The 21,372-nt window shown below is 49.1% G+C and carries 20 protein-coding genes; 11 read left to right on the top strand and 9 right to left on the bottom strand.

Features of this window, described 5'->3' with window-relative positions; genetic code table 11:
• Positions 1-311: 311 nt before the first annotated feature.
• Both G5S52_RS12255 and G5S52_RS12250 read right to left on the bottom strand, forming a co-directional pair.
• Positions 312-1,322: a M14 family metallopeptidase gene (locus G5S52_RS12255; RefSeq protein ID WP_165013892.1), complete on the bottom strand. Its 1,011-nt coding sequence runs from the start codon at positions 1,320-1,322 to the stop codon at positions 312-314.
• A 58-nt stretch (positions 1,323-1,380) separates the two neighbouring features.
• Positions 1,381-2,850, bottom strand: a complete 1,470-nt coding sequence (locus G5S52_RS12250) for a glutamate-cysteine ligase family protein (protein ID WP_165013890.1) — start codon at positions 2,848-2,850, stop codon at positions 1,381-1,383.
• A 202-nt stretch (positions 2,851-3,052) separates the two neighbouring features.
• Between G5S52_RS12250 and G5S52_RS12245 the strand changes: the two genes are divergently transcribed.
• Complete coding sequence (locus tag G5S52_RS12245; RefSeq protein ID WP_165013888.1) at positions 3,053-4,285, top strand: DEAD/DEAH box helicase; 1,233 nt, start codon at positions 3,053-3,055, stop codon at positions 4,283-4,285.
• Positions 4,286-4,495: 210 nt separating this feature from the next.
• On the opposite strand, the gene G5S52_RS12240 is transcribed toward G5S52_RS12245, so the two are convergent.
• Positions 4,496-5,089: a pentapeptide repeat-containing protein gene (locus G5S52_RS12240; protein ID WP_165013886.1), complete on the bottom strand. Its 594-nt coding sequence runs from the start codon at positions 5,087-5,089 to the stop codon at positions 4,496-4,498.
• A gap of 34 nt (positions 5,090-5,123) precedes the next feature.
• Complete coding sequence (locus tag G5S52_RS12235) at positions 5,124-5,894, bottom strand: alpha/beta hydrolase family protein (protein WP_165013884.1); 771 nt, start codon at positions 5,892-5,894, stop codon at positions 5,124-5,126.
• 161 nt (positions 5,895-6,055) lie between these two features.
• Here G5S52_RS12235 and G5S52_RS12230 point away from each other — a divergent pair, with 161 nt between their 5' ends.
• The 4 genes from G5S52_RS12230 to G5S52_RS12215 all read left to right on the top strand — a co-directional run bounded on the left by G5S52_RS12230 (position 6,056) and on the right by G5S52_RS12215 (position 9,737).
• Positions 6,056-6,922 carry a helix-turn-helix domain-containing protein gene (locus G5S52_RS12230; protein WP_165013882.1) on the top strand — a complete coding sequence of 289 codons (867 nt, stop codon included), beginning with the start codon at positions 6,056-6,058 and terminating at the stop codon, positions 6,920-6,922.
• Positions 6,923-7,060: 138 nt separating this feature from the next.
• On the top strand, positions 7,061-7,927 hold the full coding sequence (locus tag G5S52_RS12225; RefSeq protein ID WP_165013880.1) for a nuclear transport factor 2 family protein: 867 nt from the start codon (positions 7,061-7,063) through the stop codon (positions 7,925-7,927).
• Positions 7,928-7,995: 68 nt separating this feature from the next.
• Positions 7,996-8,886: a protein-ADP-ribose hydrolase gene (locus G5S52_RS12220; protein WP_165013878.1), complete on the top strand. Its 891-nt coding sequence runs from the start codon at positions 7,996-7,998 to the stop codon at positions 8,884-8,886.
• Positions 8,874-9,737, top strand: coding sequence for an SIR2 family NAD-dependent protein deacylase (locus tag G5S52_RS12215; protein ID WP_165013876.1), 864 nt, complete (start codon positions 8,874-8,876; stop codon positions 9,735-9,737). The genes G5S52_RS12220 and G5S52_RS12215 overlap by 13 nt, the downstream gene beginning before the upstream one ends.
• A gap of 60 nt (positions 9,738-9,797) precedes the next feature.
• On the opposite strand, the gene G5S52_RS12210 is transcribed toward G5S52_RS12215, so the two are convergent.
• Complete coding sequence (locus G5S52_RS12210) at positions 9,798-10,124, bottom strand: gamma-glutamylcyclotransferase family protein (RefSeq protein WP_165013874.1); 327 nt, start codon at positions 10,122-10,124, stop codon at positions 9,798-9,800.
• Positions 10,125-10,387: 263 nt separating this feature from the next.
• Between G5S52_RS12210 and G5S52_RS12205 the strand changes: the two genes are divergently transcribed.
• The 3 genes from G5S52_RS12205 to nadN all read left to right on the top strand — a co-directional run bounded on the left by G5S52_RS12205 (position 10,388) and on the right by nadN (position 13,295).
• Positions 10,388-10,813, top strand: coding sequence for a hypothetical protein (locus G5S52_RS12205; RefSeq protein WP_165013873.1), 426 nt, complete (start codon positions 10,388-10,390; stop codon positions 10,811-10,813).
• 99 nt (positions 10,814-10,912) lie between these two features.
• Positions 10,913-11,281: a hypothetical protein gene (locus G5S52_RS12200; protein ID WP_165013871.1), complete on the top strand. Its 369-nt coding sequence runs from the start codon at positions 10,913-10,915 to the stop codon at positions 11,279-11,281.
• A gap of 187 nt (positions 11,282-11,468) precedes the next feature.
• Complete coding sequence (nadN, locus tag G5S52_RS12195; protein WP_165013869.1) at positions 11,469-13,295, top strand: NAD nucleotidase; 1,827 nt, start codon at positions 11,469-11,471, stop codon at positions 13,293-13,295.
• A 71-nt stretch (positions 13,296-13,366) separates the two neighbouring features.
• Here nadN and arsB read toward each other — a convergent pair whose 3' ends face one another.
• From arsB to G5S52_RS12180, 3 genes are all read right to left on the bottom strand, one after another.
• Positions 13,367-14,392, bottom strand: coding sequence for an ACR3 family arsenite efflux transporter (arsB, locus tag G5S52_RS12190; RefSeq protein ID WP_165014016.1), 1,026 nt, complete (start codon positions 14,390-14,392; stop codon positions 13,367-13,369).
• Between the two features lie 81 nt (positions 14,393-14,473).
• Positions 14,474-14,821, bottom strand: coding sequence for a metalloregulator ArsR/SmtB family transcription factor (locus G5S52_RS12185; RefSeq protein WP_205743883.1), 348 nt, complete (start codon positions 14,819-14,821; stop codon positions 14,474-14,476).
• Between the two features lie 96 nt (positions 14,822-14,917).
• Complete coding sequence (locus tag G5S52_RS12180) at positions 14,918-15,946, bottom strand: AraC family transcriptional regulator (protein ID WP_165013867.1); 1,029 nt, start codon at positions 15,944-15,946, stop codon at positions 14,918-14,920.
• Positions 15,947-16,107: 161 nt separating this feature from the next.
• Between G5S52_RS12180 and G5S52_RS12175 the strand changes: the two genes are divergently transcribed.
• The 3 genes from G5S52_RS12175 to G5S52_RS12165 are packed head-to-tail and all read left to right on the top strand — an operon-like array spanning position 16,108 to position 20,846.
• A complete protein-coding gene (locus G5S52_RS12175; protein WP_165013865.1) occupies positions 16,108-17,616 on the top strand; it encodes a coniferyl aldehyde dehydrogenase in 1,509 nt (502 codons plus the stop codon).
• Between the two features lie 50 nt (positions 17,617-17,666).
• Positions 17,667-19,217 carry a long-chain-fatty-acid--CoA ligase gene (locus G5S52_RS12170; RefSeq protein ID WP_165013863.1) on the top strand — a complete coding sequence of 517 codons (1,551 nt, stop codon included), beginning with the start codon at positions 17,667-17,669 and terminating at the stop codon, positions 19,215-19,217.
• Positions 19,218-20,846, top strand: coding sequence for a GMC family oxidoreductase (locus tag G5S52_RS12165; RefSeq protein WP_165013862.1), 1,629 nt, complete (start codon positions 19,218-19,220; stop codon positions 20,844-20,846).
• Here G5S52_RS12165 and G5S52_RS12160 read toward each other — a convergent pair.
• A complete protein-coding gene (locus G5S52_RS12160) occupies positions 20,843-21,073 on the bottom strand; it encodes a glutaredoxin family protein (RefSeq protein WP_165013860.1) in 231 nt (76 codons plus the stop codon). The genes G5S52_RS12165 and G5S52_RS12160 overlap by 4 nt on opposite strands.
• Positions 21,074-21,372 lie beyond the last annotated feature (299 nt).

The following is a 21,372-nucleotide window of genomic DNA, read 5'->3' as shown; positions in this document are numbered from 1 at the left end:
ACTAAAATTATTTCCTTTTAATACAATTAATTAGAAGGATAAGTAGGGAATTCTTTACAACATTAGTAATGCATAAATTAGAAAACATTATTTTCCGAGACACCATACGGAAAACTTTCAATTTTCTGACAGCGCCTTGACGGCAATATTTCATGCGGAATAACCCGTGAATACCGATCAAGACACTGTGCATGGAAATGCATTCAATCTCATAAAGTCCATTATGCCATTTCAGCCTAGCAATGTGTATTAATTATGCATGACACCTTATTGAAAATAAAATTATGCAACGAAACAAAATGTTAGCGAGTTTAGTCAACCACCATATAAAACAGGCAGTCTGATAGGGCAATATGGTGTTTGGTGGTGATCATGAAAAGCTTGGAGGCATGTTTTAAAAGAAGCTCACCATTATGTTCATAGAAAAGTGCGTCAATTGGGTGTCCGCCTTCGCCATCATTGGTGGTCATGCCGTCCAGTCCTTTCTCTCCGAGCCACCCAATCATGCTATCTGCCGCCATCCAACCGAAGTTATGGCGGTCAATATCAGGAGGAAGGGTCAGGTCTGCATCCTCGACCTTCCGGTCGTGATAGCAAAGTTCCAACCCTTGTTTCAGTTGCACTCGCACTGGGTGGTAAAGCAAGTCCAGTGGCCAGAAGCCAGAATGATTGGCAAAGATATTGTCTGCTGTCAGGAAATGATGAAGCCCATTTTTCGCCACTTCATGGGCGGCATGATCGGCAGCGCCCCCACATTCGACGGTAACGATAGGTGACTCGTCAGTGGTTTGCTCCATCAGCGCGCCCAAACGAACACTGGTGCAAAGCATTCGCTCAGTAAACAGTGAGGCTATCTGCTGGTGTTTTTCATCATCAATGATAGAGACAGAGAATGAAGGACTGGTGCCGGAGGTGTTGTGTAGGTCGACAACCGCTTCAGGTTTTAACTTGGCAATACGTGTCATGATTTCAGCCGCGATGCCATAGCTGTCATCCTCGCCTGTTTTCCCAAAGCAGCGATTCATGTCCGGTTTATCAGCGAAATGTCGGGTGGTAAAAGGCTTGTCGTAGAGCGCAGCTTTCACATTGGCCAAACAAAAATGCGTAGTCACTGCACAGTCAGGAGAATTCTGGGCAAAATGCCAGAGTGCCTTGGCTCCGGAAGGTTCATTGCCGTGAAGTAATGTCACCACCACACGATGTCGTTCAGGATCCCGGCCCGGCAACGTCAGCCAACTGGCTCCCGGCAGCGTATCCAACCAGGCAACCAATCCGCGTCGTAAATCTTCATCGTTAGGCCAGCTAACATCATGCAGCATCATGACTTTCTTACACTCCTTGTGAAATTCTTAGGGTCTGTTAACACTAGCACCCACTGCATCATAAAATCGGCCAGTGTGAAACTGGTGCGCCTGATAAATATTGCTTTTGATACAGAGCGAACATCTTGTTCAGGGCGACTTCTCGGCCGTATTTTCTTTCCAGCTCAACCAGAGTCGAAAGCTGCCAACTCGCTCCGTTCTGACGTTTTGCCAAACGGTGCTCTATCACCACCATCAACATGTCAGCCTCTACCCTGGAAATGCCCAGTTCAACCAACGAATCGGCAACGCGTGGTAACAACTTATCCAACACATCCACCAGTGGGTATTCTTGCAACGTGCCGTTTTCTGATTCCCAAAGGATATTGGCATTCACACCATATTGAGCTGCTCTATAGAAATTATACTTGGCAAATTCAAAAGGTAGCCTGTCCATCAGCCTGTCCAGGTCACGTTGAAGCGCATGCGCCAAACCAATGCAAAGCGCCGCGTTCGCTACCATGTCAATGGTGGTTGGCCCGGCGGGCAAACTTCTGAGTTCAATACGAAGATGTCCACCGTCTGCATCGTCATACACAGCGCGATTCCAGCTCCAAATCGTGCTCTGGTGAAGACGCAGCGCGTCAAGCCTTGGTCCGCAGCCTTCCTTACATTTAGATTCCGGCAGATCAGGCAACAAAACTGGTTGAAGGCTGACACCCTGTCTGAACAGTTCCAGCGCGCTTTTTCGCACATACCCTTTACCGAAGGATACCCGCGCAGGCGTGTGCCAGTTCATACCACAAAGATTGCGGCTGTCTATGGACTGCTTAAACAGCGGTATCCGGGTTTCATGCCAGAGTTTTTTCTGTAAGAAGACAGGGGAATTCGCTGCCATCGCCAAGGTGAAAATCGTGGCGATTTGAATACCGTTGTACCACTGAGCAAACTCATCAGGTTTAACACGATAATGCACCTGAAAAGAAGTATTAGCACCTTCCAGCGTGAGATCATCGGCATCCACTTCCAGGCTTTCTGCGCCATGAATACGGATGTGGAATGGCCCACCGCGGGATTCGCAAAGGATATCAGTCAGAGCGTGATAACGGGGAGAGTCCGTCATTGATGCCAACCCAAAATCTCCATCTTTTAATGTTGGCAAGATCCCGATAGGTGTGACATCTACGCCATCATTGTGCGCAATGGTCTGCAATGATTGCAGTCGTTCATCCATTTTCTGCTTGAGGAAGGTGAAGGGAGAACCGCTGAATTCGGTGTAAGGGCAATTGTATTCAACGTTAAATCGATTGATTTCAGCCGTCATTAGGGGGTCTGAGGCTTTGTCGAGAATATCGAGGTTGTAGTGTGCGGGTCGATGATGTTTGTCGGTAAGATAAAGCTCCAGTTCGGCACCCAAGGTGCACTTTCCTATTCCCCAACCCGGCGTATTCAACAATCCTTCGAGTTGGTCCAGTTCTGACTTTAGCTGCTTGGCGAATTGCTCATGATCGCTGGCGCTAAACGAGGTTTTATTAATATTCTGTCCCACTGCCTTACCCTCGCTTGACTTCAATGTTTAACATAGAACAAAAACACCGCCGTTACAGGCGAGTAGCGACTTCCGGGTCGACAATCACGCTAATATTCGCATTCCTGAGCTAGTATACGAGTGCAGATTATGCACAGCATTTCCGTGAATTCAGACTATCTGATACACTCGCGCCCCTTCTTTATGTCGGAACTTTTTACCCATGTCAGACAACGTATTTTCACTTCTTCATCCCACGCTTCAGCAAACGCTGAGTGAACTTGGTTACAGCGAGCCCACTGATATCCAGCAGCAAGCGATTCCAAAAGTGTTGGAAGGAAAAGACGTGATGGGTGCTGCCCAAACAGGCACAGGCAAAACCGCCGCCTTTACGCTGCCGCTGATCCACCAGCTTCTGGAACGTGGTGTAAAAGGTTCTACCCGTGTGTTGATCGTCACGCCAACCCGAGAGCTGGCTCAGCAGGTGTATGACAAAGTTGCAGAGTATGGTCAGCACACGTCGCTAAAATGTGTGGCGCTGTATGGTGGCGCGAACATTAATCCTCAGAAGAATCAGTTGGCGAAGAAGCCAGAAATCATTGTCGGCACGCCGGGTCGCCTGCTCGATCACCTTCATATTGGTACCTTGCAGCTCAACAGCCTGGATACGCTGGTTCTCGATGAAGCTGATCGCATGCTCGACATGGGCTTTATTTCAGACATCAAGCGCCTGATGAAGAAAATGCCAAAGGAACGCCAGACGCTGTTTTTCTCCGCCACCTACCCAAAACAGGTTTTGGATTTAGCTTACCGCCTGCTTAACGACCCAGTGCGAGTCGAGGTATCGACCGCCAACAGCACAGCTGAAACCGTCAATCAGTTGGTACATCCCGTTGACAGAAAACGTAAGCGCGAACTGCTTTCCTATCTGATTGGCAGCCGTAACCTGCAGCAGGTATTGGTGTTCGCTAAAACCCGCCAAAGTACTGAAGCGCTGGCAAACGAACTCAAGCTTGACGGGCTGGCTGCAGAAGCTATTCATGGAGAGAAAACCCAAGGCGCACGTAACCGCGCTATGGAAGGCTTTAAAAATGGTACTGTGCGTGTGTTGGTAGCAACCGATGTAGCAGCGCGCGGCTTAGATATCCCCTCGCTGGATACCGTGTTCAACTACGAACTGCCACATCAAGCGGAAGATTACATTCACCGAATCGGCCGTACCGGTCGCGCGGGAAAATCTGGCATGGCGATATCGCTCGTGAGTCGTGAAGAAGAAGGCATGCTGAACGCAATTGAAACCTTGATTGACCAACGCCTCCCTCAGGAGTGGCTGGCGGGTTTCGAACCAGATATCAACGCAGATAAAGAGCACCATGAAAAGCGTGGTGGTCGCGGCGGAGAGAAGCGTCGCCTCAAGCGCCAGCTTTTGAAAAAAGCAGGGGCTAAAAAACGTTAGGGGCTAAGCAAAAGAAAAAACGGCGCATTCAGCGCCGTTTTTTCTGTTCATACCAATCGCAGTAGGTAGCTGATCAGAAATAGCGCAGGAAAAATGCTAGAGAACAAGGCGGGAAATTTCGATAAGTAGTTATTCTACAGGCAAATTTTCCAACACAGTTATCGAGCATTTTAACAAGCTAGGATGAGCAGATATTTACTACGATTGGTATCAGTCCACCAACTCTATGCCGAGGCTTTCCAGCAGGTTAAGCGCTTCGTAGCGAGAGAACTTGGCGCCTTTAAGCTGATTTTCCAATACGTTGATGGCGTAGTCTGTCGATTCAGTGAAATCGACCTCTTGCAGATTGGTGCGCATAAACTGGGCATGGGAAAAATCGCAGTATGTCATCGAAGATTGCTGGAAGTTCCCTTCCCTGAAATCCACTTCATGCAATTTGCACTCTTCGAGTTTGAGCTCGTGAAGCGTCAGCCCAAAAAATGAAGCATCATTCAGAATGCATTGCTTGAACCTGAGTTCGAAATCCACATGGTATGAAGGCCAGTCAGCCTTGCTCCAGTCCACGCCCACCAGCTTGCATTCTTCAAACTGCACAGTAAAAAGACGCGTGCCGGAGAGGTTCATCAAACTCAGATTACAGCGTGAAAACTCACAATTAATAAACTTACAGTTTTTGAAAATGGCATCAGAGAAGTCACACTCTTCAAAGCGACACTCCTCAAACTCAATGCCCGCGAACGATTCGCCTTGAAGGTCTTTCTTCGCGAACAGATCGTCGTAATAACTTTCGCCACTTTCAATCATTATTGTTGTTCCCTAATAAACTCGCTGGAGGGCATTATGCCTGACAATCCGTCTCTATTGCCTGAGTATTCTTGCTTTGGTTCAAAAGCACATTCACTTTTCTAACCACCGCATCCATGACAAACTCATCCAGAAAAATGTCATGACCACCCGAAATAAAATCGACGCTCACTGTCTTGCCTTGCTCCTTCAACACATCACCATAGGTTTCAGTCAGGTAGGGTTGGGTGACATCGTCTTCCAGGCCGCAAATCAGATGAAGATCTGTTTTGGTATCAATCCTGTCCACCAACGCAATCGGTGAGTTTACCCGAAGGTTACCCCAAAACAGCGGATTGCGGCGTTGGTCATACATGTCTTTGCGCCAACGGTTAATATCCGCAGGACAGGAAACCATTACTGCTGCATCAGCAAGGCTTGGATAATACGCGATGATCTTTCCCGTTATCGCCGCGCCACCGGAATGACCACAAATGATCACTTTAGCGGGACTATAGAGGTCTTTTAGCGCTTGAATGGCCAAGACAATATGCTCGATACGTTTGCGGTTGTAATTGTCCCCAACGGTAAAACCTTTCCAACCCCCGGATTTTCGTCCCAGATTATCTTTATAACCCGGCCTCAATAACCCGACAGATACGACATTGCTAGTGCGTTTAGCGATGGCTTTCGCAAACTGATTTTGATAACTCACCGAACCAAAAGGACTGTCGCCATGAATTGCCACAACCAGACAAGGATGAGCCCGCACACCATTCTCGTGAATGTCGACAATAGTTCTGCGGTTATCTATTTTGAGTTCCAAGCAATTGTTCCTTGAAAGAAGGGAGGACAGACCACCGTTTACTTTTTACGATATGCGTCTCGTTCGGCATTCAATTTATTTCATAGTCAATCACTTAGTCACGCTTTGGCTTCACATTGAGCTAGAATGATTTCATCTTTTTCCTAATTTTCGCGACGCATATGGCAATTCCACTGATCGACTTTAAACAGCGTGAAGCCGCCCTACAGGATGTAGAGATCATCGAACTCTCCAAACTCTACACCCGCGAGTTCAAAGACCACGATCCTCAAGCGCCGCACCGTCTTTCCTTCTTCATGACAGTGATATTTGAAAAAGGGGAAGGTAAGCAGATGGTCGATTTTAAGGAATACGATTTCAAACCCGGCTCAGTGATCAGCGTACAACGCGAACAGGTCACTGCATTTGACCTGAAGGACAATCCAGAAGGGAAAATACTGATATTCACGCAAGAATATCTAGATGCGGTTCACGCCAACATGAGGCTACCCAGTTTCACGCCGACGCACCTCAACAGCCAATATTCGCCAGCCTTTGAACTGGATGAAGAAAACCGTAAACGCACATCCTCATTACTTAATGAAATGATCGCAGAACTCACCTGTGAAGGTGGTGACCCATTGATCGTGATGTATTTGTTCTCAGCTTTGACTTTGCTTCATCGACGTTTGAAAACTGTCGGGGAAGTCGACAACCTTTCACCTTCGCAAAGTCGTCTCCTCTCGCGCTTTATCGCACTTCTACAGGAACATTTTGAACGTACGCGCGATGCAAACTGGTATGCCGACCAACTTGCTACTACCTATAAAACTCTCAATCAGGTTTGTAAGGCATCTACGTCTCTCACCGCCAAACAAATGATTGATGCTTTCACCATTACTGAAATCAAACGGCGGTTGGTGGTGAGCAAAATCACCTCTCAACAACTCGCCTATGACTTCGGGTTCGAAGACCCAAGCAATTTCGTTAAATACTTCAAAAAGGAAACGGGACTCACGCCTAGCAAGTTCAGAAATCACTATCGATAACCATTGATGCATAAAAGGCTTGCACTGAACTCAGTTTACACCGGTTCGATATTGACCATTTTTCTGCCTATTTCCACTCTGCACGGATTCAGTGCAACGTCCTAACATTGTTTCAACACCGAACAAAAGGACGAGACAATGAAAACAATGACAAACAAACTTCTTCGCTCTGTTGCTGTGGCCAGCGTGATGGGAATTGCTGCATGCAGCGCCCAGTCAGCCTCGGAGTCGCTCTCAAACAAAGACAAAGCCGTTGCACTGATCAGCAGCATTGAAACCGGTGATCCGGCACCTATCGCTTATGTAAACCCAAACAAATACATCCAGCATAATCTAGCGGTTGCAGATGGTCTGGAAGGTTTCGGTGAAGTCATGAAGGCCCTGCCAGAAGGAAGTGCAAAAGCGGACGTGAAACGCGCATTCCAGGATGACGATTACGTGTTTCTGCACACTGAATACGATTTCTTCGGTCCGAAAGTTGGCTTCGACGTATTCCGCTTTGAAAACGGCCAAATTGTTGAGCATTGGGACAACCTGCAAGACATCGCCCCGGCAAACCCTAGCGGCCGCACCCAACTCGACGGCCCAACCGAAGCGGTTGATCTGGATAAAACTGAAGAGAACAAAGCCATTGTTGCAGACTTCGTGAAAACCATCCTGATGGAAGGCAACATGGCGCGCATCAATGACTTTATCGACAACGAACCGGAAGCCTACCTACAACACAACCCAATGGTGGCAGACGGTCTGGCAGGTTTGGGGGCAGCGCTGCAAGCGCTGGCTGAGCAAGGCATGCCAATGTCTTACACCAAAAACCACAAAATTCTAGGTCAAGGTAACTTCGTGTTGACGATCAGCGAAGGAAAATTCCTGAACGAGCACGTCGCATTCTACGATTTGTTCCGCGTCGATAACGGAAAAATCGTAGAGCACTGGGATGTGATTGAAACCATCCCACCGCGTAGCGAGTGGAAAAACGACAACGGCAAGTTCGGCTTCCAGTAAGCGAAACTTCCACTGTCAAACACCCATCATGAGGCCACAAACGTGGCCTCAGTTATTCGGAGGCCAGCATGAGAAAATTAACTGTCAGCGACTACGCCGATCGCATATCGCTCCATCGCCCGTATGTCCCTACTCCATTGCAAGGTCTGACGAACCCTGCGTTGGTGCTCAGAGTATTGCAGGAACTGACACCCGTTCTGAAAAAATCTGGCATCACTGACGTTCGTGAGTTGGATTCCGACGAGCAACGCACTCTGCTGGACTCCGCCATTACTGTTCTTCCTCCAGGTTACTTGAGTGACAACGGTAAAAGCGCGCTGGATACCCTGCTATCTGCAGAGTGCCAAAGCCAATCAATCACGGATGTCAGCGAATTAGCGCCATTTCTAAAAATCGGTGATACGAAGGTAGTGCTCTGGCGCGGAGACATCACCACACTGAAGGCAGACGCAATTGTCAATGCCGCTAATAGCCAGCTTCTCGGGTGTTTTCTGCCCCAGCACAAATGCATTGATAACGCGATTCACAATCGAGCAGGGGTTCAATTGCGTGAAGACTGCGATGTCATCATCCAGCTTCAAGGTGGAGAAGAACCAACAGGCGAAGCCAAGATTACGCGGGGTTACAACCTGCCAGCAAAATACGTTATCCACACAGTTGGGCCGATTGTACAAGGCAGTGTGACTAAAGAGAGCAAGCAATTACTCGCCGCCAGCTATCAGCACATTCTGGATATTACTCAGGAAGTCGAAGATGCACGTAGTGTGGCCTTCTGTGCGATTTCTACCGGTGTGTTTGGCTACCCGATTGAACAGGCAACACCCGTGGCGATTAACACCGTCGCTAACTGGCTGAAAGCCAACCCCGGCAAACTGGATACGGTTGTTTTTAATGTGTTCAGTCAGCGGGATTACGATGTTTACCAATCAGAACTGGAGGAGTTTGTATGCAAAAACTGAATCTTCAAACATTGAGAAATGTCTCCACTCTGATCAAAGACGCCGATGCGATCTTGATTGGTGCAGGTGCCGGGCTGACGGCAGCTGCGGGGATCAATTACCTTGATCGCGACAAGTTCGCCGAAGTGTACCCTGGCTGGAAAAAGAAAGGCTTCAACGCCCAATACGAGCTCATGGGTTATCCCTACTGGTCGCAACAGGAGCAATGGGGCTACTACAAAGTCCATCTGGAATACGTGTATTTTTCTCAGGGCGCGAACCCGCTGTATGAAGCTTTGTATGATCTCGTGCGCGACAAAGACTACTTTGTAATGACCTCCAATGTGGATGGTCTGTTCTACAAAAGTGGATTTGCCCGCGAACGTTTTTACGCACCGCAGGGCGACTACGGGAAAATTCAGTGCACCAAACCCTGTTCACAGGAAGTGTGGGACATTAAACCCTTCCTCGATCGCATGGAGCCCTATTTTGATCCTGTCGAACAGGTGCTGACATCAGAGCAAGGTGTGCCAAAATGCCCAAACTGTGGCGAAGACATGTTCATTCATGCCCGCGTCGACGGTTCATTTATCGACACCGTGCATGAAGACGAGCGACAAGCTTTGATCCAATGGCTGGATAACATCCGAGAGAAGAAGGTCGTGGTGCTGGATTTAGGTTCAGGCTTTAACACGCCAACCGTTATCCGAATTCCCATGGAGCAAATCACCCATGCCTTTCCGAATGCAAGTTTGGTCAGGGTGAATATGGATAATGCCTCTACGCCGCCAGAGTTGGGGTTTAAAGCGACGTCTATAAAAGGTGATATCGCAGAATTTGTTCATCAAACAAGCGCATTGATGGTTGCGTAATCACCTAAATATCAGGGCAGCAAGTGCTGCCCTTTTTTGTACTCAGAATGCCAAAATACGCTATCTCAAGGCGTAGACGTAAGCATCGACCATATTGCCACTTTCGCAGGCTGCTTGCGTCAATACTCGCTGGTATCCTTCACCTTCAAACTCATCTAAGCGTTTCCAATGCGCTGGCAACGCTTCAGAACTGAAGATAAACCCTTCTACTTTCTCTGCCGTTTCTTCCAACACAATACCAGGGTAACCTTGCTCTGCACCCCAACCTTCCTGCAGCAATTTTCCTTTTACCGACGCAGGTTCCCAAGTACCTGGAACCATTGCCAATATATGTTCGTTCGGACGCCCCGGTGCCAGCGTTCCATAGACAAATAAACGGGAAACCATCTTCAACTCCTCAATGGATTTTTCGACATCCTATCACTGACTTTACCAATAGATTTTATCGAATTTTAGACGAAGCGAAGTTTATATCTGGCATGTGTTACATCCTGCTCCAACATCAAATAAATGAATTATAATCAACGATCTAGTTGGATGTCGCTCGCCTTTTTACGCCCTGTCCCCTGCGTCTTCACTAGCAAACGTTAACATCCCCCCATTACTCTCAAACCACAACCACTCAGTGTGTTAAAAACGGGCTCATGACCATGAAGAAACTAATCATCGCTGCTGCTATCGGCCTCACCGCTTTTATCATCTACTCAGAAGCAAACCGAGAACCAAGAGAACGCATTAACTATGCACAAGCTCTCCCTGAAGCTCCCGCCTTTGAGGCCTCATCAAACTTCGACGGCCAGTGGGAAGGTAAACGTATTGATATCAGCGGCGACAATATCTGCCTCGAAACCCGCATTCTCGGAAGCATAGAAGACGGTAAAGTCTCCCTTCGCCTGATGTATAACAACACCCTGCTGAAAGGCTGGATTGCCGATGATGGAAAGCTTGAACTCTACAGCGATAACGAGCGCTGGGGTTACGATTTCAAAGGGACGGCGCTAAACGGTCAAATTGATGGCGAATGGAAGGTATCAAACGCCCCATGCCGAGGCTCGTGGAAAGTGGTGAAGGTTTAATCTACAGATCCTCAGCACTGGAAAACTGTTCGAATGAGCAGAGTAATGAGAAAGTAAAAAAGCGTTCGTGACTAAGGTAAGGATAAAAGGAAAAAGAGCATGAACTATCTGGTTTTAATCGCTGTGATTCTTCTTGTCTGTCTGGCAGCCGCTCACTCCTACTTGGGCGAACGCTATATTCTGCAACGTCTTTTCAGAAGGGATAACTTGCCCAAGTTATTTGGGAGTGATGATTTTACAAAGCGGACATTGCGCTTCGCTTGGCATGTCACTTCTATCGCCTGGCTGGGTTTTGCAGGCGTTATCATCGCCCTGTCTCTCCCAACGGTTGATGTCTCCCTCATTACAACAATCATTGTTATCACCTTCTTTATTCATTTCGTTATTGCACTTGTCGGCTCTAAAGGCAAGCACCTCTCCTGGATAGCATTTTTGATTGTCACTGTAGCCGTGTATTTCGGGGTTTAGCACCACAATCTCATATGAATCTCTTATCGCTAGTTCCTAACACCCTTTGAAAGCACTCTACTCAGAATCCGTCTCACCCTTGCGTCATCTTCGTTTTGTCATTTTTTCTTTACTTGAGTGACACATAGCGCCAATAGCTTAGTGCCCGCTAAAGAAAACGCTATCTTCACTAAGGAAGGAACGAAGAATGAAAACCAAAGTTCTTGCAGCCGCTGTCGCAGCGCTGTCTCTCCCGCTCACGGGCTGCTTTGAGCGTCCAATGGATCTCACTATCGCGCATATCAATGACCACCACTCACACCTGGAAGCTGATGACGGTTTCGACATCACTGTCGGTGGTGAAAACACACGCGTTGAAGTGGGTGGTTTCCCGCGCGTTGTGACCAAAATCCGCGAAATCGACGAAGCGAAACAGAACGTTTTGAAACTACACGCGGGTGATGCCATCACTGGCGACCTCTACTACACCCTGTTTGGCGGTGAAGCAGACGCAGCCATGATGAACCAGGTGTGTTTCGATGCATTCGCACTGGGTAATCATGAATTTGATGACGGCGATGCGGGCCTGAAAACCTTCCTGGATCAGCTGGCAAGCGGTGACTGTAATACCCGTGTGGTAGCTGCAAACGTTCGCCCAGAAGTTGGCGTTTCTCCGCTGACACCTCAAGGCAAGTGGGATTCGTTCCGTCCTTTCGTTGTTAAGAAATTCAACGGTCAGAAAGTGGGTATTATCGGTATTGATATCGCCACCAAAACCAAGAATTCTTCGAACCCAGATGCAACCACTGAGTTCTTGGATGAAACCAAAACCGCGCAGAAATTCATCAACAAACTGAAGAAGAAAGGCGTGAACAAGATTGTTCTGCTGACTCACTACCAATACGGTAACGATTTGGAGCTGGCAAAGAGCCTGTCTGGTGTTGACGTGATCATCGGTGGTGACTCTCACACGCTTCTGGGCGATTTCGATTCTGTTGGCCTGAACAGCGCTGGCGACTATCCAACCGTGGTGACCAACAAAGATGGCGACCCAGTTTGTGTGGCGCAAGCATGGCAATATGCGTCTGTTGTGGGTGAGCTGGATATTAGCTTTGACCGCAAAGGTGTTGTTGAAGAATGTTCAGGTACTCCGCACCTGCTGCTGGGTGACACCTTCAAACGCCGTAACGCCGAAGGCGACCGCGTAGAGCTGGAAGGCGCTGACCGTGAAGCGGTTTATGCCGATATCGACGCGAACCCAGTTCTGGGTATTGTTGAACGCGATACAGAAACCCAAACTCTGCTGGATACCTACACGCAACGCATCGAAGAAGAAACCCAGACAGTGATTGCAAATGCGACCTCTGATCTTTGTCTTGAGCGCATCCCTGGCCAAGGCCGCAGCTCACTATGTGACGTGACAGAAACCCAGTCTAACGGTTCTGACATTTCTAACCTGGTCGCGAAAGCCTTCATGCTGCAAAGTCTGGAAGCTGATGTCGCCATTCAAAACGCGGGCGGTGTGCGTATCGACGTGCCAATGGGTGAAGTGACTATCGCAACGGCTTACCAGCTGCTGCCATTTGCGAACACCTTGGTTAACCTGAACATGAGTGGTGCTGAAATCAAACTGGCACTGGAGCAAGGCGTGGATTACGCCCTGAGCCCAGACGGTTCAAGCGGTGCTTACCCCTATGCGTCGGGTCTGCGTTTTGATGTGAATACGTCAAAAGCATTCGGAGAGCGTGTCACCAATATCGAAATCAACTCTCGTCTTGCTGGTGATTGGATGACGCTGGATACGACAAGCACTGAAGCGAACATTCAAGTAGTGACTAACAGCTTCGTGAGCGCAGGCCGTGACGGTTACTTTGTGTTCGGCGACGTGACTGACGATGGTCGTGCAGTAGACACTTACCTCGACTACGCGAAGTCTTTCGTTGACTATGCAGAAGCGGTTGGCACATTGAGCAAACTCCCTCTGGAAGAGTACAGCACACAACGTTTCTACGACGCTGACGGTAACCTGCAATAATTAGACACCTATCTAATCAACAAAGCCCGCAAATGCGGGCTTTGTTATTTGGATGCTAGGATCAACAGACCCTACGCCTTTGCTGGCTCAAACCAGTGGGTTGTTCTGTTTGCAAACCACACTAGAGAGAGCATCACAGGGACTTCCACGAGCACGCCCACAACCGTTGCTAGTGCTGCGCCTGAATGCAAACCAAACAACGAAATCGCGACCGCGACAGCCAGCTCAAAGAAGTTAGACGTACCAATCATCCCAGCAGGAGCTGCAACGTTGTGAGGAAGTTTGAGCCATTTGGCTGCGCCGTAAGCGATCGCGAAGATGCCGTAAGTTTGAATAAGCAGAGGTATCGCAATCAACAAAATCGTTTGGGGCTGACTGACGATAGTCTGCGCCTGAAAGCCAAACAACAGAACAACGGTGCCCAGCAAACCCACAATAGACCAAGGTTTCACAGCCGTCAGGAAGCTTTGCAGTTTTTCCTCACCTTTTGCCAGCAAGTGTTTACGTGCCCAAGCGCCTGCGACCAGCGGAAGAACAACATACAAGGCAACGGAGAGAATCAAGGTTTCCCAAGGCACCTGAATATCTGTCACACCCAGCAAGAATGCCGTGATAGGGGCGAAAGCAAACACCATAATGAGGTCATTCACTGACACCTGAACCAAAGTGTAATTGGCATCTCCTTTGGTGAGTTGGCTCCATACAAAAACCATGGCGGTACAAGGCGCCACACCAAGAAGAATCATGCCCGCGATGTATTCGCTTGCACTTTGAGGATCAACCCAATCTGCAAAGATGCCTTTGAAAAACAACCAGCCCAACGCTGCCATGGTGAAAGGCTTCACTAACCAGTTGATCACCAGCGTCAGCGCGAGGCCTTTTGGCTTTTTGCCCACGTCTTTGATGGCGGAGAAATCGACCTGAACCATCATCGGGAAGATCATCACCCAAATCAGTACCGCAACCACCAGATTTACGTGTGCAAATTCCAGATTAGCCACCACTTCAAAAGCAGAAGGAACAAGATTTCCAAGCAGTACACCCGCACCAATACACACTGCTACCCACACGGAAAGGTAGCGTTCAAACATCCCCATCATTCAGTCCTAAGTCATTTTAATATATGAAATTTCATATATATTGAGCCATAAAAACACCATCATCCTGGCTCTCTACTCTTAACAGCAGGTAGAAACGCGCTCTGGGCGATCGCCCATTTTGCATAGGCGGGTCATACATTCTTGCAGGAAAACCGGATTAGAATCGGTCGTCACGGCAAGCACCTCTTTCGCCCACGCTGGCAATGCACTGGAAATGCTGTAGAACACCCACTGGCCCTGACGGCGATCGGTCAGCAGTTGGCATTTACGCAATTGAGCAAGATGACGGGATACTTTTGGCTGGCTTTCTTCGAGCGCTTCCATCAACTCACACACACAAAGCTCCCCTTCCTGTTGCAGCAACATAAGGGTTTTCAGACGGGTTTCATCAGCTAAGCATTTGTAGAAATTAACGGGAGAAATCATTCATATTCACCAGGTCGTTGTTCACCCTGCACACTGTATATATGTTTTTTCATATGTAAAGTGACATTTGGATGTCAGCATCTTCCCTTCACTGAATCAGGCGCAAAGTTGGTTTCGATAATCTCGCGGCGAAGCGCCACTCCACTTACGAAATGCATGACGGAAGTTAGCGGGATCTGAAAAACCCACCCGCTCGGAAATATCTTCAATGCTGATTTGGGTTGAGCGCAGGTAGTGGCGGGCAAGACTGAACCGCACATGATCCAAAATGTCCTGAAACCCGGTGTTTTCATTTTTCAGGTGGCGGCGGAGTGTTCGGGAAGACATACCCAGCTCTGAAGAAACCACTTCAATCGACGGATACCGACCGGGGTTTTCCAACAACATCTGGGTAATTTTTTCATTCAACGTCAGCGCACCCGAGACTTTCTCCAGCATCTCATCACAGGATTTAAGACACATACTCAGCGTCATCGGATTCGCCGTTGGCAGCGGCTCATAAAGCTTGGTAGCGTCGAAATGCCATTCAAGGTGTTTGCTATTGAAATAAACCGGGCAGTGAAAGGTTTCTTCATAGAGTTCGGCATATTCCGGCTCAGGGAAGGGAAAATAAATGGCTTTGGAAGGGAACGGTTGCTGAATCACCTCTTCACACAAGCTCAAGATCGCCGCAAACCAATATTCAGAACAAAACGGCAGCAATGAATCCAGCTCCACCAGCTGATCAGCACGGAAGTAGCCGACATCGTCTTCCACCCACATGGTTTTCTTGAGCACGGGTCCCGCCAAGCGAAGGTATTTGAAACCCATCATCAAGGCGTCAAGCAAAGTATTGCTGCTGAATACGGCGTAGCCCAGGACGCCAAAGTCGCTAAACCTCGCCTGTTGACCGACCTTCAACCCGAGCCCCGGCTCTGAGGTGTTGTTGATGGCATTGCTGAAGGTAGCGAGTTTTTGCATCAGGGTAATGTGGGTATCAGGCGCGTAAAGCCTGTCTTGTTGCAATCCGGTTCCTTCAAGAAGGGTTTCCATCGGCACGCGATCTTGCAGATAACGGCTTAAAAGCTGCAAATCCAACACGCCACAGGACTTCATGTCTGGCTCATAAACCGCAGTGTACTTCATGGCGCTTCCCCAAGCTGCTCGTCACCGGAAACAGTGATAGGTCTATAAATACCGCAATTTTGTCCGAATATCACCGGATTTTGTCTTTTTGGCACCTGTTCGGGAGTTTGATCCGATGCTGTAATCGAATGGTAAATGACAAAACCATCAGGAATTCGGGCATGAACAGTCAAAGCAGTACCGCACCTTTCTCCCCACACACTGCGCTTAGTGAATTAGAGACGTGGTTTTACGCGCTGAAATCAGCCTATCAGCAAGATACCCAGCCCACACTGGAAGATAGAAAAGCACAGCTTTCCGCGCTGAAAACCCAGCTTCGCCGTTATCAGAACGTGTTGGCTCAGGCCATGAGTGAAGATTTTGGTGGCCGCAGCCATTCTGAATCTCTGATGGCAGATGTGCTGGGGCCGATCCTCGACATCAATCACGTACAAAGTCACCTTCGCCGCTGGATGCGTCCGAAACGCCGCCCAACGGAATGGCTGTTCAAAGGCAACAAACTTGAACTTCGTTACCAGCCGAAAGGGGTGATTGGCATTATCTGCCCGTGGAATTTCCCGCTTTATCTCTCTTTGGGTCCCTTGATCACCGCGCTCGCAGCGGGCAACCGCTGCATGATCAAAATGCCGCCGAACTGCCCAAAAACCACCTCCGCATTGAAAGCCATGCTGGCGGAAATCTATTCAGAAGATCGTGTTTGCGTTGTGCCGGGCGATCATCCTCAGGCAATGGAAATCAGTCACCTGCCGTTTGATCATCTAGTCTTTACCGGATCGCCAAACAGCGGAAAGATCATCATGGCGAACGCAGCAAAGAGCCTCACGCCAGTCACCCTTGAGCTGGGTGGAAAATCCCCTGCGGTGATCTTTGATGATTACGACATCCAGCAAGCAGCCAACCGCATTGCCCACGGCAAGAGTTTTAATGCCGGGCAAATCTGTATCGCACCGGACTATGCGTTCGTGCCAAACGAAAAAGTGAATGCCTTTGTTGAAGCGCTATGCCGCGCTTACGACAAGATGTATTCAGGTATCGCGGGCAACGCTGATTGCACATCCTTGGTTGATGACGCCCAGTTCGAACGCTTTCAGGCACTCGTTGAAGACGCCAAAGCCAAAGGTGCCAACATCGTCAAATGTCGCGATGACAACGATAAACGCAAAATGCCGCTACACATTGCAACCAACCTGTCGCCGGACATGCGGATTTGTCAGGAAGAAATCTTCGGACCCCTGCTGCCAGTTCATGGCTACCACAGCCTTGAAGAGGTCGCTGATTACATCACCAACCGTCCAAGACCACTGGCTTGCTACCTGTTCAGTCATGATAAAGAACGTCGGGAATGGATGCTTGAGCGCACCCACAGCGGCGGCGTCACTATCAACGATTGGGGCTGGCATGCCCTGAACCATGCTGTGCCATTTGGTGGCATTGGTAACTCTGGCATTGGCAATTATCACGGCGAAGAAGGCTTTCGCGAACTTAGCCATGCCCGGACCGTTTTGCAGATGCGCCGCTGGTTCCCAATCAGCCTGTTCGCGCCGCCATATGGCAACCTCGCGCAAAGACTGGTGATGCGACTATTCATCGGCAAACCCGATCCCATGCTTTCCACACAAGACAATGCCAACGCCGCTATTGAAACCCCAGACATCGCTTCTGGACGATAGCGCTCGATAAAAACAAGGCAAACTAAAAAGGACGATAAGGAGTACAAGGGATGCACAATCTTGCTGTCAATCTGGAGCGCAGTGCGGCGCTCTTTTCCGATAAAGTTGCTGTTCGAATGGCCGACACCGCGTTCACCTTCGAACAGCTCGACAAACTCGCCGCCAACGTCGCCCACCACCTAGTTTCACTCGGCTTGGGACCGGGCGACAAAGTAGCCCTCTCCTGTCCCAATATCCCCTACTTCCCCATCGCTTATTACGGCATACTAAAAGCAGGCTGCGTGGTAGTACCGATGAACGTGTTGTTCAAACCCCGCGAGATTGCCTATCACCTGAATGATTCTGACGCTAAAGCCTATCTCTGTTTTGATGGCACGGAAGAATTGCCCATGGGCACTTTTGGCCAGGAAGGGTTTAAGCACGCGGAAGGCTGCGAACACTTTGTGTCCATGCCGGGAAATGAATCGTCAGCCCATTCCCTTCAAGTCTGGCTGTCAGAACCTTCACAGCCATTTGAAGCGGTTTCCAGACAAGGCGATGATACGGCGGTTATCCTCTATACCTCTGGCACCACAGGCCAGCCCAAAGGTGCTGAGCTTTCCCACACCAATATGATGACCAATGCCATGGCATCGCAGAACCTGATGCGTTTGGATTGCAGCGACACCACCATGGCGGCACTGCCACTGTTCCACAGCTTCGGGCAAACCGTGATGATGAATGCCAGCATACTGACTGGCGCGACTGTGGTGCTGGTGCCCCGCTTTGAACCTGCCAGCGTGATTGAACAAATCATCGAACATCGGGTGACTGTATTTGCTGGCGTTCCAACCATGTATATCGCCCTGCAACGTGCCAGCGAAGCCTGTGCTGAGAAAGCCGAGAAAGTGCGCCAGAGTCTGCGACTGGGCATTTCTGGCGGTGCCTCTCTGCCTGTTGAAGTGTTGCGCCAGTTTGAAGCGACCTTTGAACTTCCCATTCTCGAAGGCTATGGCTTGTCTGAAACCGCACCTGTAGCAACTTTCAACCATATCGACAGCGACAGGCTTCCCGGCAGTGTCGGCCAACCGCTGTGTGGCCATATGATCAAAATTATCGACTTGGCCGGAAACAGCGTCCCGACGGGCGAGCGTGGTGAAGTGTGCATCAAAAGCCCAAGCGTGATGAAAGGCTATTACAACCGTCCAGAACCGACAGAAGAAACCTTTATCGATGGCTGGTTCAAGAGTGGTGACATCGGCTATCTCGATGAGCACTGCAACCTCTTCATCGTTGATCGCGTGAAAGACATGATCCTGCGTGGTGGCTATAACGTCTATCCGCGTGAAATCGAAGAAGTCATGATGTGTCACCCTGCTATCGAAATGGTAGCTGTGGTGGGTGAACCTCATGAGAGGCTCGGCGAAGAAATCCATGCTCATGTACTATTGAAGCAAGATGCTGAAACCATCGAAGAGATCGAGATTATTGCTTGGTGCAAGGAACAACTGGCGGATTACAAATATCCGCGCCGCGTCATTATCCGTAACAGCTTCCCAATGACCGCAACGGGCAAAATCCTTAAGCGTGACCTCCACCCTTCCAATGATGGAGACGCATAAATGGATAGCTTTGATTACATTGTGGTTGGTGGTGGTTCAGCAGGATGCGTAATGGCATCCCGCCTGTCCGAAGACCCGACAGTGACTGTCTGCCTGCTCGAAGCCGGCGGCAAAGATACCAGCGCCCTCATCCAAACCCCTGTTGGCGTGGTTGCAATGATGCCAACCAAAATTAATAACTGGGGATTTGAAACCGTTCCCCAACCGGGATTAAACGGACGCAAAGGTTATCAGCCGCGCGGTAAAACCCTTGGCGGTTCCAGCTCAATCAATGCCATGATGTACTGCCGCGGACACCGTTTCGATTACGATCACTGGGCAAGCTTGGGAAACCAAGGCTGGAGCTATGATGAATGCTTGCCGTACTTCAAGAAAGCGGAAAACAACGAAGTTCACCACGATGAGTTTCATGGCAAAGGTGGCCCGCTCAACGTTGCTGAGCTTCGCTCGCCAAGTCCATTGATTGAGCGTTTTCTGGATGCCTGCGAGAGCATTGGCGTTCCCCGAAACCCAGATGTGAACGGCGCAGAGCAATTCGGTGCGATGGCGACTCAGGTTACTCAGCTTAACGGTGAACGTTGCAGCGCTGCCAAAGCCTATCTCACGCCCAATCTTGAGCGCGCTAACCTGACTGTGATCACCAATGCCACCACTTGTCGTGTGCTGTTTGAAGGCAAAAAAGCAGTTGGGGTGGAATACGAAAAACAAGGACAACGCGTTCAGGTCCGCTCTCAGCAAGAGGTGATCCTGTCAGCCGGTGCGTTTGGTTCGCCGCAAATTCTGATGCTTTCCGGTGTCGGGGCGAAAGCTGATCTGAATGCCCACGGCATAGAGCAAATTCACGATCTTCCCGGCGTGGGTGAGAACCTGCAGGATCATATCGATCTGGTGCATTCTTACCGCTGTACCGCCAAACGCGACAGCTTTGGTGTCTCGCTGCAAATGGGCGTTGAAATGGCGAAAGCCCTGCCCGAGTGGATGAAAGAACGCAAAGGTAAACTGAGCAGCAATTTCGCGGAAGGTATTGGCTTTTTGCGTTCATCGGATGACATTGATGTGCCGGATTTAGAGTTCGTCTTCGTCGTTGGCGTCGTCGACGACCATGCCCGTAAAATTCACGCCAGCCATGGTTTTTGCTCGCACCTCACCCTGCTTCGCCCCAAGAGTATTGGCACGGTAAAACTCAACAGTGCCAATCCTTCAGATTCACCGCGTATCGACCCCAATTTCTTTGCCGACCCTGATGATATGCGTGTGATGATTGAAGGCTGGAAGAAGCAATATCAGATGCTTGAAAGCGACGCGTTTAAAGACATTCGAGGCAAGCCTTTTTATCCGGTCGATGCCACTGATGATGCAGCGATTGAGCAGGACATCCGCAACCGCGCTGACACCCAATATCACCCGATTGGCACCTGCAAAATGGGAACGGAAGACGACCCAATGGCCGTGGTGGATAACCAGCTTCGTGTCTACGGTTTGGAAGGATTACGCGTGGTGGATGCGTCCATTATGCCGACGCTGGTAGGTGGTAACACTAATGCCCCGACCATTATGATTGCGGAGAAAGTCGCCGACATCATTAAGCAGCAGCGACAAACCTTCACAACCATCGCCAAGGCGAATTAATCACCTTTCAGCGCTTTCTCCACGGCTTTCACGTTGAAGCCGTGGAGAACTTTGTCACCAATCTTTATCACTGGCACGCCACGTGCACCCAGCGAGGCGTGTTCTTTTCTGCCTCTTGGTGTACCCACATCGCACAAACGGTAAGCGATTTTCTTGCTGTCGAAATACTGCTTGGCCGACTGGCAGTGCGCACAGTTTTTGCTGGTGTATAACACTACTCGTTTCATCTTTTGACCTTAATATTTCAAACAAAGCCCACCTATCTTACTTCAAAATGACTTTCATTATATGCAATTGATCTTGCGCCAGAATAAAAACTGGGGACGTAATAGTAAGAAATATGTTTCAGTAATTTTTATAATGGCAATCTGCGCCTCATCGAGCCCATCCCCAACAATAAATAAAACAATCGTTTTAAATAGACCTAATCAATTCTCTTATTATTTCCATCGAATTCAAGATTCTCATCTGAAAGAACTTAGCATTCATAAACCAACACACTAAATTAGCTCTATCTTATTAATTA

It is taken from the genome of Grimontia sedimenti (assembly GCF_011045095.1).
Classification (GTDB): domain Bacteria; phylum Pseudomonadota; class Gammaproteobacteria; order Enterobacterales; family Vibrionaceae; genus Enterovibrio; species Enterovibrio sedimenti.
The sequence above is the reverse complement of the archived record's forward strand: the minus strand, read 5'-3'. Positions and strand labels throughout refer to the sequence as shown.

What these genes read in the sequence shown, in the direction of transcription:
- G5S52_RS12255 (WP_165013892.1), bottom strand. Translation starts at nt 1,322, where the DNA reads ATGATGCTGCATGATGTTAGCTGGCCTAACGATGAAGATTTACGACGC.
- G5S52_RS12245 (WP_165013888.1), top strand. Translation starts at nt 3,053, where the DNA reads ATGTCAGACAACGTATTTTCACTTCTTCATCCCACGCTTCAGCAAACG.
- G5S52_RS12240 (WP_165013886.1), bottom strand. Translation starts at nt 5,089, where the DNA reads ATGATTGAAAGTGGCGAAAGTTATTACGACGATCTGTTCGCGAAGAAA.
- G5S52_RS12230 (WP_165013882.1), top strand. Translation starts at nt 6,056, where the DNA reads ATGGCAATTCCACTGATCGACTTTAAACAGCGTGAAGCCGCCCTACAG.
- G5S52_RS12225 (WP_165013880.1), top strand. Translation starts at nt 7,061, where the DNA reads ATGAAAACAATGACAAACAAACTTCTTCGCTCTGTTGCTGTGGCCAGC.
- G5S52_RS12220 (WP_165013878.1), top strand. Translation starts at nt 7,996, where the DNA reads ATGAGAAAATTAACTGTCAGCGACTACGCCGATCGCATATCGCTCCAT.
- G5S52_RS12215 (WP_165013876.1), top strand. Translation starts at nt 8,874, where the DNA reads ATGCAAAAACTGAATCTTCAAACATTGAGAAATGTCTCCACTCTGATC.
- G5S52_RS12210 (WP_165013874.1), bottom strand. Translation starts at nt 10,124, where the DNA reads ATGGTTTCCCGTTTATTTGTCTATGGAACGCTGGCACCGGGGCGTCCG.
- G5S52_RS12205 (WP_165013873.1), top strand. Translation starts at nt 10,388, where the DNA reads ATGAAGAAACTAATCATCGCTGCTGCTATCGGCCTCACCGCTTTTATC.
- G5S52_RS12200 (WP_165013871.1), top strand. Translation starts at nt 10,913, where the DNA reads ATGAACTATCTGGTTTTAATCGCTGTGATTCTTCTTGTCTGTCTGGCA.
- nadN (WP_165013869.1), top strand. Translation starts at nt 11,469, where the DNA reads ATGAAAACCAAAGTTCTTGCAGCCGCTGTCGCAGCGCTGTCTCTCCCG.
- arsB (WP_165014016.1), bottom strand. Translation starts at nt 14,392, where the DNA reads ATGGGGATGTTTGAACGCTACCTTTCCGTGTGGGTAGCAGTGTGTATT.
- G5S52_RS12185 (WP_205743883.1), bottom strand. Translation starts at nt 14,821, where the DNA reads ATGATTTCTCCCGTTAATTTCTACAAATGCTTAGCTGATGAAACCCGT.
- G5S52_RS12180 (WP_165013867.1), bottom strand. Translation starts at nt 15,946, where the DNA reads ATGAAGTACACTGCGGTTTATGAGCCAGACATGAAGTCCTGTGGCGTG.
- G5S52_RS12175 (WP_165013865.1), top strand. Translation starts at nt 16,108, where the DNA reads ATGAACAGTCAAAGCAGTACCGCACCTTTCTCCCCACACACTGCGCTT.
- G5S52_RS12170 (WP_165013863.1), top strand. Translation starts at nt 17,667, where the DNA reads ATGCACAATCTTGCTGTCAATCTGGAGCGCAGTGCGGCGCTCTTTTCC.
- G5S52_RS12165 (WP_165013862.1), top strand. Translation starts at nt 19,218, where the DNA reads ATGGATAGCTTTGATTACATTGTGGTTGGTGGTGGTTCAGCAGGATGC.
- G5S52_RS12160 (WP_165013860.1), bottom strand. Translation starts at nt 21,073, where the DNA reads ATGAAACGAGTAGTGTTATACACCAGCAAAAACTGTGCGCACTGCCAG.